Raw genomic sequence first — 13372 nt, forward strand, 5'->3', positions numbered from 1 at the left:
AAATCTATATACATGTCAATACAAAACATCCGAAAGGAAGTAATGAAAACACTCGAGAAAAATATCGATAGTTTTGTAGATAAATTTTTGGTGCCTATTGAAAAGATATGGCAACCAACTGATTTCCTTCCAAACTCACAAAGCGATAATTTTATTGAGGAAATAAAAGAAATTCAAGAAATTTCTAAAGAATTAGATGACGATTTTTGGGTGAGCTTAGTAGGTGATACAATTACTGAAGAAGCTTTACCAACTTACGAGTCTTGGTTATTAGATTTAGATGGAGTCACTCAACAACCAGATAATGGTTGGGCAAAATGGGTACGTGCGTGGACTGCAGAAGAAAACAGACATGGAGATGTTTTAAATAAATATTTGTATTTATCAGGAAGAGTAAATATGCGTGAGGTAGAAATTACAACACAGCATTTAATTTCAGATGGATTTGATATTGGTACTTCTACTGATCCATACAAAAACTTTGTGTATACAAGTTTTCAAGAATTAGCTACGTATATTTCACATATTAATGTTGCTAAAATAGCAAAGAAACAAGGACACAAAGCTTTGGCAAAAATGTCACGTATAATTGCAGGGGATGAAATGAGACATCATTTAGCATATACCGAGTTTGTAAAGGAAATTTTTAAAATAGACCCTTCTGAAATGATGCTCGCTTTTCAGCATATGATGAAGCATAAAATAGTAATGCCTGCGATGCATTTACGTGAATCTTATGGAGAAAAAGGTAGTTTGTTCGACCAATTCTCAACATCTGCACAAAGAGCAGGAGTTTATACAGGATTTGATTATGTAGATATTTTAAGAAAGTTGAATGCTGCTTGGGAAATAGATAAAATTACCGATTTAACTGCTGAAGCAGAAAAAGCAAGAGATTTTTTAATGAAGTTGCCAGATAGAATGGCTCGAATAACAGAGAGAATTGTTATTCCAGATACTAAATATAATTTTAAATGGATGATTCCAGTATAATAAAAAAGCAACCTAAACAAGGTTGCTTTTTTTATTGAAATATAAAAGAATCTCGATCTTCTAAAAATTGAAACTTATCTCGTATAGCTTGCTGCTTTTCTTTCTCTAAAGTGCAGTATAAAATAGTTTCTTCTCCTGTATTATTTTTAGTTACACAATTACCAAGACTATCATAACAAGCGGAGTTTCCTGTGTATTCTAAATTTTTAGCATCAACACCTACTCTATTAACGCCAATGGTATAACTCATGTTTTCAATTGCTCTAGCTTTTAATAAAGTATCCCAAGCAGCAATTCTTGTTTTTGGCCAACTAGCAACGTAAAATAATATATCGTAGTTTTCGGTATTTCTTGCCCAAACAGGAAATCGTAAATCATAACAAACTAAAGGCCTAATTTTCCAACCTTTGTACTCAATAATTACTTGTTCTTTTCCAGCGTTAAAAGCTTTGTGTTCTTTGGCAAGTGTAAAGGTATGGTGTTTGTCGTAAAAGTCAATTTTTCCAGTAGGATGAACGAATAATAATCGATTGTAAAAAGAACTATTTTCTTCAATAATAATACTTCCAGTAATCGCAGTATTATTTGATTTTGCTAATTCTTGCATCCAAGAAATGGTAGTACCGTTCATAGTTTCAGCTAACAAAGTGTTCATGGTAAAACCAGTAGTGAATAACTCCGGAAGTATAATTAAATCCACATTGTTTTGGATTGAATTAATCTTTTCTTCAAGATGTTTTTTATTCAAATCAATGGCTTCCCAAACTAAATCTGCTTGAACTAAAGCTACTTGTAATTTTGATGAATTTTTCACGTTCGATTAAAATTAAATAATGACTAAAAATAAGATAAATATTGTACTTTAGGTTTGTTGGTTGAAATCTATTTTTGGAAATTTAGACAGCTATAAATCATAAATCTAAGAGTAAACAAGATACATGCAAACCTTTATTTCAGAAACTATAAAAGCTATTGCTAAAACACAAAAGTCATTTGAAAATGTAGTTTTAGTCTTGCCTTCTCAAAGAGCACGTGTATTTGTAAAAGACGCTTTAAAAGAAGAAATTCAACAAGGATTTTTACCAGAAATAGTAAATATTGAGTCTTTTGTAGAACAAGTTTCTGGAGTAAATAAAATAGATTCTGTACAGTTATTATTCCACTTTTATTCGATTTATACATCAATTGAAGAAAATCCTGATAGCTTCGATGTGTTTTCTTCATGGGCAATTACAGTATTGCAAGACTTTAATGAATTAGATCAGCACTTAGTAAATACAAAAGACATTTTTATTTATTTAAGAGATATTCATCGATTAAGAAAATGGTCGGTTAAAGGCACTTTTCAAGAAACAGAATTGATTAAAGACTATTTCTCGTTTATTGAAAAGCTAAACGAATATTACGATGCGTTTTATAGTTTTTTGATTGAAAAACAAGTAGGCTATCAAGGAGTTTTATATAGAGAAGCTGTAAAAAAAGTAACTGATTTTATTGATGCTAATAAAAACAAGAAATACTATTTTATTGGATTTAACGCCTTAAATAAAGCAGAAGAATTCTTGTTTCAAAGAATGTTAGAAGCTGAAATTGCTGACGCCTATTGGGATATAGATAAGGCTTTTTATGAAAGTAATCATCAAGCAGGTTTTTTTATCAGAAAATACAAAACACGTTGGAAGTATTATCAATCTAACGAAATAAAAACTGTAGAGGGTTGGTTTTCAAAAGATAAAACCATTCAGGTAATTGGGGCGTCAAAAAACATTACGCAACTAAAATATGCTGGTGAATTACTAGAAAAACAAGACAATTTTGAGAATACAGCATTAGTACTAGCAGACGAAACATTGTTGCCAATAACACTGAATTCGTTACCTAAAAAAGTAGAAGCGGTAAACATTACTATGGGATATCCGTTAAAAAATATTCCGACTACAAATTTGGTACTGTCTATTTTTCAATTGTTTCTTTCACAGGAAAAATTAAATCAGAAAGAAGAAAATAATTTCTATTACAAGGATGTGCTTCGATTGTTAAAAGATGCTTCTATTTATAAAGTTTTATTAGTAAATGAAGAATCACTAACCGATAGTATTTCACAGAAAATAGTAAAAGAGAATAACACATTTGTTAATCAAAAGTTTCTTGAAGAATGCCTTGGAAAACTTCCAACAGAAACCAAAGAAATAATAGTAAATATTTTTAATAGAATTACTACAGTTTCTGAATTTATTGAACGAATTTTAAGTCTACTATTCTATCTAAAAGAAGGAGCAAATGAGTTAGAAAAAGAATACTTATTCCGTTTTTATACTACGTTTACCCAACTACAAAACTTAGACAAAGAATTCGGTTATATAAAAGATTTAAAAACGCTAAATCAGTTTTTTAAACAATTAATTTCGTCAGAAAATTTATCCTTTCAAGGTGAGCCTTTAAAAGGTTTGCAATTAATGGGATTGTTAGAAACACGTGTATTAGATTTTGAAAATGTAATTCTAACTTCGGTAAACGAGGGAATTTTACCAGCGAGTAATTCACAAAATACTTTCATTCCTTTTGATGTAAAATTAGCTTTTGAATTACCAACGTATAAAGAGAAAGACGCGTTATTTTCATATCACTTCTTTAGGTTGTTGCAACGTGCTAAAAATATTTCCATTTTATACAATACCGAGCATGATGTTTATGGTAGTGGAGAAAAAAGCCGTTTTGTTACGCAGTTACAAATGATGAAAGAAAATGCTTTGGAACAAATTGTAGTGCCAAAAGGAATTTCTTCAAAAGAAGAGCTAAAAGAAATTCATAAAAATGAAGCTGTTTTAGAAAAACTAAAAGAGTTAGCGGAAAAAGGAATTTCTCCCTCGACATTAACCAACTATTTGTACAATCCGATAGCATTTTACAAGCAAAAAGTTTTAAAGATAAAAGAACTAGAAGATGTTGAAGAAACGGTAGCAGTAAACACTATGGGAACTGTGGTTCACGATACTTTAGAGCAGCTATTCAAACCTTTTGAAAGAAAGAATATTGTGTATAATGATATTCTTGGAATGGAGAAGGAAGTTCAAGATTTGGTAACAGTTTATTTCAAAAAACACTTTAAAAATGGAGGTATAACTACGGGTAAAAACCGACTTATTTTTGAAGTAGCTAAACGTTATGTTCAAAACTATCTAAATCATGAAAAGAAAATCTTAAAGGATCCGAAAAACACACTTAGAATTATAGCGACTGAACAAAAATTAGAAGCTGATATTAAAGTTGACGGGATTGATTATCCAATAAAAATTAGAGGAATCGTAGACAGAATTGATGAGCTAAACGGTACCTTACGAATTATTGATTATAAAACAGGAAAAGTAGAAGCAAGTAATTTAAAAGTTACTGAGTTTGACGAAGAAATAAGAGCCTACAAATATCATAAAGCTATTCAGGTTATGTTGTATTCGTTTTTATATACGAGTTCAAATCATATTCCAGAAAACACACCTATTCAAACAGGAATCATTTCTTTTAAGAATTTAAAAAGTGGTTTTATGCCTGTGAATTTTTCTTCTTCAAGAACTGCAGATAACGAAGTTACAGCTGAAAGAATAGTAACTTTTATGGAAGAAATTAAAAGTATTATTCTAGAAATGTATAATCCTGAAGTTACATTTAAAGAACCTTTAGATTTACCTTTTTAAAAGTGGAGCATATAGGAATCGAACCGATGACTTTTTGACTGCCAGTCAAACGCTCTAGCCAACTGAGCTAATGCCCTGAAATAAGTTTTTAAGGATGTGCATTTACCCACACTTCACCATCTTCGAAAAACTCTTTTTTCCAAATAGGCACGGTTTCTTTTAAAGTATCAATAGCGTATTCGCAAGCTTCAAAAGCAGCTCTTCTATGAGGAGCAGAAACAGTAATAATTACAGGAATATCGCCAACTTTTAAAGTCCCAATAGCATGATGAATCGCAATTTTTTCAACAGCAAACTTCTCCAAGGCTTTCAATGCAATTTTTTCCATTTCTTTTATAGCCATAGGTACATAACTAGAAAACTCAAGTTGAGTAACTGTTTTGTTTTTAGTAGCATTTCTCACAGTACCAATAAAAGGTACAATTCCGCCGCAATTATCTTCGGTTACAAAATTAATACATTCTTGTAAATTCAGTTTTTCTTCGGTTATTTTAATGGCAATTTTTTCCATAAAACTTAAATGAAAAATAGATTAATATTCTACGAAAATATAGTATTTTTCGCAGCTAAAATATAACCAGAATAATTACTATGAAAAACCTAATTTACTTATTAATATTTACGTTCGTATTTTCTTCAATGAAAGCTCAAGAAACTATTGATATAGACATAGTGAAGAGTAAAGTTTTTAAAGAGAAAAAAGAAAGTGTTTTAAATACTATTTTTAAGGATAAAAACAATAATTTATATGTTATAAGAACACTCGAAAATGGTAAAAGTTTACTAATAGATGTTTTTACAAAAGACTTTGAAAAAATTAATTCTTATGAGCATAAATTAAAAAAGAGACATCAAATATCTGGAGGTTTTTTAGATGGAAATAAAATAGGGTTTATAGAGTATTATAGAAATAAAAAAGAAGATAAAGTAGAAGCTTTTTTGCATACTTCGAATAAAGATAATTTTGAATTTGTTTCTAGAAAAATATTTGAAGTAGGAATAGATAGTTATCCAACTTTTTTTGAAAGCTTGTTTTCTTCTTCTAAGATTGATAGAAATTTTAAAGGGAACATGTCCTTTTCTAAGTCAGGAAATTATTATGTTTTTAATATTGATTCATTTGATAAAAAAAACGAAAAACATACCATACTTGTATTTGATAAAGAATTCAATAAACTATGGGAAAAAGACTTTCAATTACCATACGAAGATAGAAAATTTCAATTGCAAGATGTTATTGTTTCTAATGAAGGAGAGGTGTTTGTTTTAGGAAAAGTAATAATTAAGAAAAAGAAAAAGAAGAAGGGAGGAAAATATAATTATGAATTATTTAAACTTACTAAAGACAAAGTTATGTCATCTAAAATATCAGTAGAAGAACATTTTGTTGCTACTTTAGAGTTAGATTTTGACACAAAAGGTAATGTTAGTTTAATAGGTTTTTATTCTAATAAGAATGATTTTCAATTCAAAGGAGTTTGTTCTTTTTTAATTAACTCAGAAAACTTAGAAAAAACGAATACTTACTTTTCTCCTTTTACAGAACAATTTATTACTGATAAATATGGGAAGAAAAAAGATAAAGAATTATCCAACGTTACTTTTAAAAATGTTTCTTACGATAATGATGGAAATATGATTATTACTGCGGAAGAATTCTTTATTACTACAAATTACGTGTACACACAATATGGAGGTTATACAACTACTTCTTATAATTTTGACGATATAATGGTGTTAAAGTTGAATAAAGAAGGTAAGTTAATTTGGGCTAGAAATATTAATAAAGCTCAAACGTCTGGGTATTTTTCAGATCCATTAATGTCTTTTGGTACAGCTCAATATAATAATCATGAATATTTGATTTTGAATGCCCATAAAAATATGGGAGAATTATCTGGAGGTAGAATAAAGTTTAGAGAAAGTTTTCTATGGAAAGCTACCAAAAGAAATACAAACTTATATATGGTTAAAATTGATGATGATGGTGACTTTATTTATAAGACAATTTTACATAATAAAAATGAAGAAACTATTTTTAATTGTAGGTATGTAGAGCAAGTGTCTGAAAATGAGTTAATTTTGTATGGTCAGAAAAAGAAGAAAAAACAATTAATTAAAATAACAATCAACTAGAATAATAGAATGAAAACACTTAACAATTTTAACTTCGATAATAAAAAAGCACTAATAAGAGTAGATTTTAATGTGCCTTTAAATGACGAGTTTCAAGTAACAGACAATACGCGTATACAAGCTGCAAAACCAACTATTATTAAAGTATTAGAAGACGGTGGAAGCTGTGTGTTAATGTCGCATTTAGGGCGTCCGAAAGGAGTAGAAGATAAATTCTCTCTACGTCATATAGTTGATAAAGTTACTGAAGTAATTGGGGTTAAAATAAAATTTGTTGAGGACTGTATTGGCGATAAAGTTGCAGAAGCTGTAGCTAATTTAGAAAACGGGGAAGTGTTATTATTAGAAAATTTACGTTTTCATTCAGAAGAAAAAGCAGGAGACGAAGCATTTGCAAAACAACTTTCTCAATGGGGAGATATTTACGTAAATGATGCTTTTGGTACAGCACACAGAGCTCATGCATCAACTGCTGTTATTGCCCAGTTTTTTGAAGGAAATAAATGCTTCGGAAGTTTATTAGCAAAAGAAATTGAAAGTATCAATAAGGTTTTAAACGATTCTCAAAAACCAGTAACAGCAATTTTAGGAGGCGCTAAAGTTTCATCAAAAATCGGAATTGTAGAAAACATTATCGAGAAAGTAGATCATATTATTATTGGTGGTGGTATGACTTTTACTTTTGTGAAAGCTTTAGGAGGAAAAATTGGTAATTCGTTAGTTGAAGACGATAAATTACAATTAGCCTTAGATATTTTAAAATTAGCAGAAGAAAAGAACACAAAAATTCATTTACCAGTAGACGCTGTAATTGCTGATGTCTTTTCAAACGATGCTAATACGCAAATAGTAGATACAAAAGAAATTCCTGATGGATGGATGGGGCTAGATGTTGGACCAAAAACTTCAGAGAATTTTGCGCAAGTTATTGCTGAATCTAAAACCATTTTATGGAACGGACCTTTAGGTGTTTTTGAAATGGAAAACTTTTCAAAAGGAACTATTGAGTTAGGAAATGCAATTGCTAAAGCAACTGAAAATGGAGCTTTCTCTTTAGTTGGAGGAGGAGATTCTGTTGCGGCTGTAAAACAATTCGGATTTGCAGATAAAGTAAGTTATGTTTCTACAGGTGGTGGAGCAATGTTAGAAAGCTTAGAAGGAAAAACATTGCCAGGAATTGAAGCTATTTTAAAATAGGTTTAGAAAGATATAAATTGAAAATCCCGCTATAAGCGGGATTTTTTTATGCTAATTTTAAGGAATCCAGAACTTAAACGACGTATTTTTACATATAAATACACGATTAACTAAATTATGAAATACACAACTTTACCAAATACAGATATTAAGGTTTCTAAAATATGTTTAGGAACCATGACATGGGGAAGACAAAATACTCAAGAAGATGCTTTTGAACAAATGGATTATGCTTTAGAAAAAGGCGTAAATTTTTGGGATACTGCAGAATTATATTCAGTGCCAGCAACTCCAGAAACGTATGGGGCTACCGAAAAAATTATAGGAAACTGGTTTAAAAAAACAGGTAAAAGAGAAGAAGTAGTTTTAGCGTCTAAAATTGCTGGAGGAGGTGATTATACAGCTCACATTCGTTCGGGCAAGTTTGGAAGAAAGAATATTTCAGAAGCAATTGAAGGTAGTTTAAAACGTTTACAAACCGATTATATTGACTTATACCAGTTGCATTGGCCAGATCGTGGAGTGAATTGTTTTGGAGTTCGTGACTATCCTTATAAAACGTCTACAAAAGAAGCTGAAAATCATTTAGAGATTTTAGAAACTTTAAACGATTTTATTAAACAAGGAAAAATAAAACATGTTGGTTTGTCAAATGAAACTCCATGGGGAACGATGAAGTATTTACAAACTGCAGAACAGCATAATTTACCTAGAATGGCAACGATTCAAAACTCTTATTCATTAATCCATAGAGGATATGAGGTTGGAATGAGTGAAGTTTCTATGAGAGAGAATATTGGATTGTTAGCATATTCTCCTTTAGCACAAGGAGTATTATCTGGTAAGTATTTAAATGGAGGTCAACCAGAAGGGGCAAGAGGAACGTTATTTCCAAGATTTATTGCTCGTTACATGACCGAAGGTTCTCAAAAAGCAGTAGCAGAATATTTAAAAATTGCAGAAAAACACGGATTAACGTTAGCGCAATTGTCATTAGCGTATATCAATCAATTACCATTTGTAACCAGTAACATTATTGGAGCTACAAAAATGAGTCAATTAAAAGAAAATATTGATTCTATTAATATTGAATTGTCAGATGAAGTTTTAAGCGAAATTGAAGCTGTACATAAAGCAATGCCGAATCCAGCACCATAAATAAACTAAAATTTAAACAAAAACTCCAATGAAATTTCATTGGAGTTTTTTGTTATTCTATAATTTCAAAAGAAGATGCTTTATACTTATTGTCTTCAATTTTTCCTTTTACTTTGGCTTTTCTTATTGCGTTACATAAACCAATGTTTTCATCGTGGGCATCGCCATAATCATCTATATGAGCGCCATCAACGAAATAAACTTCTCCATCAATTCTTACGGCTAAATCACAACCTTTTTGAGTTTTTAACCCGAATTGACATTGACCACAAGAAGCTTCAACAATTTGTTCTTTTTCTTTAGAAACAGGCTTTGAACAAGCCATTAATCCTAAAAATAAAAGGAATAAGATTTTATTCATAAAGTCTTTTTTAGTAACCAACTTTTTCACGAACTCTTTGTAAAACATCTTTAGCAACCGAATGAGCTTTTTCTGCTCCAATAGCTAAGGCTTCATCAATCTCATGTCGATTTTCCATATAATGATTGTATTTTGCACGTACATCACTAAACTTTTCTAAAATTAATTCATATAAAGCTTGTTTTGCATGTCCGTAACCGTAACCTCCATTTTCGTAATTAGCTCTCATTTCAGCAATTTGCTCATCAGAAGCTAATAATTTATATAAGGCGAAAACATTATCGGTATCTGGGTCTTTCGGCTCTTCTAAAGCTTTACTATCGGTTTGAATTCCCATAATTTGCTTACGAAGCTTCTTTTCTGGCAAGAAAATATCGATAAAATTATTTCTCGACTTACTCATTTTTTCACCATCGGTACCAGGAACTAATTTTGTGTTTTCATTAATTTTTTCCTTTGGTGGAATTAAAATGTCTCCAACAATATTATTAAACCTATTAGCAACATCACGCGTCATTTCTAAATGTTGTAATTGATCTTTTCCTACTGGTACAACTTCGGCATCGTATAATAAAATATCAGCAGCCATTAACATTGGGTAGGTAAATAAACCAGCATTTACATCAGCTAAACGATCTGCTTTGTCCTTAAAACTATGCGCTAATGTTAAGCGTTGGTAAGGAAAGAAACAACTTAAATACCAAGTTAATTCAGTAACTTCTGGAATATCACTTTGACGATAAAATACTGTTTTGTTAATATCAATTCCACAAGCAAGCCAAGTAGCAGCAGTACTGTAGGTGTTTTCTCGTAATTGCTTTCCGTCTTTAATTTGCGTTAAAGAATGCATATCGGCAATAAATAAAAACGATTCGTTATTAGGGTCGTTAGCCATTTCAATAGCTGGTAAAATTGCTCCTAATAAATTCCCTAAATGTGGGGTTCCTGTACTTTGTACTCCTGTTAAAACTCTTGGCATTTTAAAGTGTTATTTATTTGTAATAATCTTAAAATAGTAAGCAAAAGTAAGGTTAAAATTTATCAAACAAAAGAAATTACTACTTTAGCAAACTATGATTAAATATTTAGTATTTCCTTTTCGACTTATATGGAGAATTTGGTTTTATCTTCTCGTAATAGTTTCTGTACTAGCCATGTCTCCATTAGTATTAATATTATTATCTAAAGAAAAATATTATGGAGTTTTTTGGAAGTTGATGCGACTTTGGTCTTTCTTCCTTATTTACGGAATGGGGTTTAGACTAAAGAAAGTTGTTGAACAAAAATTAGAATACGGAAAAAGCTATATGATAATTGCGAATCATGCTTCTTTATTAGATCCTTGGATTATGATTGCAATGAGTAAAAATCCGATCTTATTTGTTGGGAAAAAGGAATTGGTAAAGCTTCCTGTTTTTGGATATTTCTACAAAAAAGCGGTCGTAATGGTCGATAGAAAAGATCCTAAAAGTAGAAAAGAAGTATATACCAGAGTTAAGAAACGTTTAGATGATGGATTGAGCATTGGTATTTTTCCAGAAGGATTAGTGCCTACCGAAAATGTAACTTTAGCACCATTTACCAATGGAGCTTTTAGTTTATCAATAGAGTATCAAATGGAAATTGTGCCTCAAATTTATTACGATGCAAAACGTTTGTTTTCTTGGGATTTCTTTAAAGGTCACCCAGGAACGTTTAGAGTTAAACAGAAACCTTTTATTAAAACAGAAGGTTTAACAATGGATGATAAAGAGCAACTAAAACGACAAACTTTCGATTTAATATACAATGAATTAATTAATGATGAGTTGTATATGAAAGACACTAATAGACCTAATAATGAGCGAGAGTTTAAATCACCGTTATAGCGAAAAAGAAGAACGACTAAATGTTCTTACTCATGGTTTTGGTTTACTGATGAGTATCATAGGTTTATACTTTTTAATTACCAAATCGTTTGAATACACTGGTTTTTGGAAACAAGCGAGTTTTGTGATTTATGGGGTAAGTATGATTGTGTTATATGCTGCGTCTACTTTTTATCATGCGGCAAAAGATCCTGTTTTAAGAAGAAAACTCAATATTTTTGACCATGCAGCTATTTATGTTTTAATAGCAGGAAGTTACTCTCCTTTTTGTTTAGTGGTATTGGATTCGGAATTAGGGTGGTACATGTTTGTTTTTGTTTGGTTGTTCGCTTTAGTTGGAGTTGTTTTAAAACTATTTTTTACAGGTAAATTCGATAGAATATCAACCGCTATGTATTTACTAATGGGATGGCAGGTAGTGTTTTTTATAAAACCATTAATAGCAAGTTTACCGATCGAAGGATTATATTATTTAATTGCTGGTGGTATTTTTTATACGGTTGGGGCTATATTTTATTCCATAGGAAAAATAGCTTATAATCACGCAATTTTTCATGTTTTTGTACTGTTAGGTAGCATAAGTCATTTTATATCCATATATTATTATGCTTAAAAACGAAAAATGCTGCAAGACATTCATTCTATTTTTTATTCATGGATAAGAGGTGGAATTTTATTATTACTACTGTATCATTTTATTTTTTATCTAAAAAATAGAGAGAAAATATACCTATTTTACTCCATTTATCTTTTAGGAGTTTTTGTGTTTTTAATGAGAGATGTATTCATTGACAATCCTTGTGTGGCTAAGGTTTATGAATATCTTTTCTTTCCAGTTCAATTTATAGCTTTTGTTTTTTATATACAGTTTACAAGAGCAGTTATTAATACACGTAAGTTTTTTCAGCTGTGGGATAAAGCTGCTGGGTATTCAAATATAATTCTACTAGTATTAGCTGTGTTCTTACTAGGAGTTCAAATTTTATACGGGTTTGAATATCAGTTAGAAATTATGTCTTACATAGCTCCTGTTTTTTCAGTTACTATGCTTTTAACATTAATGTTTATTACAATTGTAGAAACTGTTGAAGGAATATACCTTATGATTGGTTCTATAATTTTCTTGTTATTAGCAAATGTAACAGTAATGAAATTAGCTAGAGGTACAGATTATTTGTTCTCATTTCCTGTACATAGCATGTTTTACTATTTTATAGGAATCTTAATTCAAACGATTATATATGCAATGTTGTTGGCAGATACTTTTAAGAGAATTGAAGAGGAGAAAAGTAAAGTAGAGTTGAATTTATTGAAAAAATCATCTCAATTATATGAGTTGAAAATGACAGCTTTTAAAAATCAAATGAATCCGCATTTTTTGTTCAATTCATTAAATTCAATTAACAATTTTGTTATTCAGAACAAAAAAGAGGTAGCTTCAGATTATATAACAAAGTTTTCAAGATTAATAAGAAAAGTGCTTCAAACAACTGAAAAAGTATCAATACCATTAGAAGAAGAACTTAGAATTGCTGAACTATACATAAAAATAGAACAAGTACGATTACGAAATTCTTTTACTTATAAGATTGAAGTAGATGAAAGCTTACGAAACTCTAATTTAGAAGTTGTGCCACTATATATGCAGCCGTTTTTAGAAAATGCAATATGGCATGGACTAAGTTTAAATGAAGGAAAAAGTATTTTACATGTTAAAATAGAAGATAACGGTGAGTTTATTCTTACCGAAATAGAAGATAATGGAGTAGGATTAAGCAATTCTATTAATAAGAAAGATAATTTAGAACGAAAATCATACGGAATAAAAACGGTAAAAAACCGTATGGAGTTAATCTATAAAAAAGAAAACGTTCAAATTATTATTGAAGATTTAACAAAAATGAAAAGAGGAAAGGGAACTAGAGTATCAGTTTTATTTCCTAAAGAGTTTAAAGTATAAGAAAAGA

General features: G+C 30.1%; 12 protein-coding genes and 1 tRNA gene. 8 read left to right on the plus strand and 5 right to left on the minus strand.

Annotated elements, in window-relative coordinates:
* The first annotated feature begins 12 nt into the window (after window positions 1-12).
* Window positions 13-993 carry an acyl-ACP desaturase gene (locus WH52_RS12730; protein ID WP_086031341.1) on the plus strand — a complete coding sequence of 327 codons (981 nt, stop codon included), beginning with the start codon at window positions 13-15 and terminating at the stop codon, window positions 991-993.
* A 31-nt stretch (window positions 994-1024) separates the two neighbouring features.
* On the opposite strand, the gene WH52_RS12735 is transcribed toward WH52_RS12730, so the two are convergent.
* On the minus strand, window positions 1025-1807 hold the full coding sequence (locus WH52_RS12735) for an amidohydrolase (protein ID WP_086031342.1): 783 nt from the start codon (window positions 1805-1807) through the stop codon (window positions 1025-1027).
* A 124-nt stretch (window positions 1808-1931) separates the two neighbouring features.
* On the opposite strand from WH52_RS12735, the gene WH52_RS12740 reads away from it, so the two are divergent.
* Entirely contained in the window at window positions 1932-4685 is a 2754-nt protein-coding gene (locus WH52_RS12740; RefSeq protein ID WP_086031343.1) for a PD-(D/E)XK nuclease family protein, read from the plus strand.
* A gap of 3 nt (window positions 4686-4688) precedes the next feature.
* Here WH52_RS12740 and WH52_RS12745 read toward each other — a convergent pair.
* Window positions 4689-4761 (minus strand) — tRNA-Ala (locus tag WH52_RS12745).
* A 12-nt stretch (window positions 4762-4773) separates the two neighbouring features.
* Window positions 4774-5196 carry a molybdenum cofactor biosynthesis protein MoaE gene (locus tag WH52_RS12750; protein WP_086031344.1) on the minus strand — a complete coding sequence of 141 codons (423 nt, stop codon included), beginning with the start codon at window positions 5194-5196 and terminating at the stop codon, window positions 4774-4776.
* An 80-nt stretch (window positions 5197-5276) separates the two neighbouring features.
* On the opposite strand from WH52_RS12750, the gene WH52_RS12755 reads away from it, so the two are divergent.
* The 3 genes from WH52_RS12755 (at window position 5277) to WH52_RS12765 (ending at window position 9176) form a co-directional block, all read left to right on the plus strand.
* Window positions 5277-6821: a hypothetical protein gene (locus WH52_RS12755; protein WP_143592167.1), complete on the plus strand. Its 1545-nt coding sequence runs from the start codon at window positions 5277-5279 to the stop codon at window positions 6819-6821.
* A 9-nt stretch (window positions 6822-6830) separates the two neighbouring features.
* Window positions 6831-8018, plus strand: a complete 1188-nt coding sequence (locus WH52_RS12760) for a phosphoglycerate kinase (RefSeq protein ID WP_086031346.1) — start codon at window positions 6831-6833, stop codon at window positions 8016-8018.
* A 117-nt stretch (window positions 8019-8135) separates the two neighbouring features.
* Window positions 8136-9176 (plus strand): NADP(H)-dependent aldo-keto reductase, encoded by a 1041-nt coding sequence (locus tag WH52_RS12765; RefSeq protein ID WP_086031347.1) that lies wholly within the window; start codon window positions 8136-8138, stop codon window positions 9174-9176.
* Between the two features lie 52 nt (window positions 9177-9228).
* Here the strand turns inward: WH52_RS12765 and WH52_RS12770 are convergent, their stop codons facing one another.
* Both WH52_RS12770 and trpS read right to left on the minus strand, forming a co-directional pair.
* Window positions 9229-9537, minus strand: coding sequence for a DUF6370 family protein (locus WH52_RS12770; RefSeq protein ID WP_086031423.1), 309 nt, complete (start codon window positions 9535-9537; stop codon window positions 9229-9231).
* 10 nt (window positions 9538-9547) lie between these two features.
* Window positions 9548-10516 (minus strand): tryptophan--tRNA ligase, encoded by a 969-nt coding sequence (gene trpS / locus WH52_RS12775; RefSeq protein WP_086031348.1) that lies wholly within the window; start codon window positions 10514-10516, stop codon window positions 9548-9550.
* A 94-nt stretch (window positions 10517-10610) separates the two neighbouring features.
* On the opposite strand from trpS, the gene WH52_RS12780 reads away from it, so the two are divergent.
* Genes WH52_RS12780 through WH52_RS12790 form a run of 3 tightly spaced genes read left to right on the plus strand, consistent with a single transcriptional unit; the run spans window position 10611 to window position 13365 of the window.
* On the plus strand, window positions 10611-11405 hold the full coding sequence (locus WH52_RS12780; RefSeq protein WP_233131564.1) for a lysophospholipid acyltransferase family protein: 795 nt from the start codon (window positions 10611-10613) through the stop codon (window positions 11403-11405).
* Entirely contained in the window at window positions 11377-12018 is a 642-nt protein-coding gene (trhA, locus tag WH52_RS12785; protein ID WP_086031350.1) for a PAQR family membrane homeostasis protein TrhA, read from the plus strand. The genes WH52_RS12780 and trhA overlap by 29 nt, the downstream gene beginning before the upstream one ends.
* Window positions 12019-12027: 9 nt before the next feature.
* Window positions 12028-13365 (plus strand): sensor histidine kinase, encoded by a 1338-nt coding sequence (locus tag WH52_RS12790; RefSeq protein ID WP_086031351.1) that lies wholly within the window; start codon window positions 12028-12030, stop codon window positions 13363-13365.
* Window positions 13366-13372 lie beyond the last annotated feature (7 nt).

Origin of the sequence: Tenacibaculum holothuriorum (genome assembly GCF_002120225.1) — a bacterium.
GTDB lineage: Bacteria > Bacteroidota > Bacteroidia > Flavobacteriales > Flavobacteriaceae > Polaribacter > Polaribacter holothuriorum.

Excerpts from the sequence above, each read along its gene's own strand:
- WH52_RS12730 (WP_086031341.1), top strand. The coding sequence starts at position 13 with ATGTCAATACAAAACATCCGAAAGGAAGTAATGAAAACACTCGAGAAA.
- WH52_RS12740 (WP_086031343.1), top strand. The coding sequence starts at position 1,932 with ATGCAAACCTTTATTTCAGAAACTATAAAAGCTATTGCTAAAACACAA.
- WH52_RS12750 (WP_086031344.1), bottom strand. The coding sequence starts at position 5,196 with ATGGAAAAAATTGCCATTAAAATAACCGAAGAAAAACTGAATTTACAA.
- WH52_RS12755 (WP_143592167.1), top strand. The coding sequence starts at position 5,277 with ATGAAAAACCTAATTTACTTATTAATATTTACGTTCGTATTTTCTTCA.
- WH52_RS12760 (WP_086031346.1), top strand. The coding sequence starts at position 6,831 with ATGAAAACACTTAACAATTTTAACTTCGATAATAAAAAAGCACTAATA.
- WH52_RS12765 (WP_086031347.1), top strand. The coding sequence starts at position 8,136 with ATGAAATACACAACTTTACCAAATACAGATATTAAGGTTTCTAAAATA.
- WH52_RS12770 (WP_086031423.1), bottom strand. The coding sequence starts at position 9,537 with ATGAATAAAATCTTATTCCTTTTATTTTTAGGATTAATGGCTTGTTCA.
- trpS (WP_086031348.1), bottom strand. The coding sequence starts at position 10,516 with ATGCCAAGAGTTTTAACAGGAGTACAAAGTACAGGAACCCCACATTTA.
- WH52_RS12780 (WP_233131564.1), top strand. The coding sequence starts at position 10,611 with ATGATTAAATATTTAGTATTTCCTTTTCGACTTATATGGAGAATTTGG.
- trhA (WP_086031350.1), top strand. The coding sequence starts at position 11,377 with ATGAGCGAGAGTTTAAATCACCGTTATAGCGAAAAAGAAGAACGACTA.
- WH52_RS12790 (WP_086031351.1), top strand. The coding sequence starts at position 12,028 with ATGCTGCAAGACATTCATTCTATTTTTTATTCATGGATAAGAGGTGGA.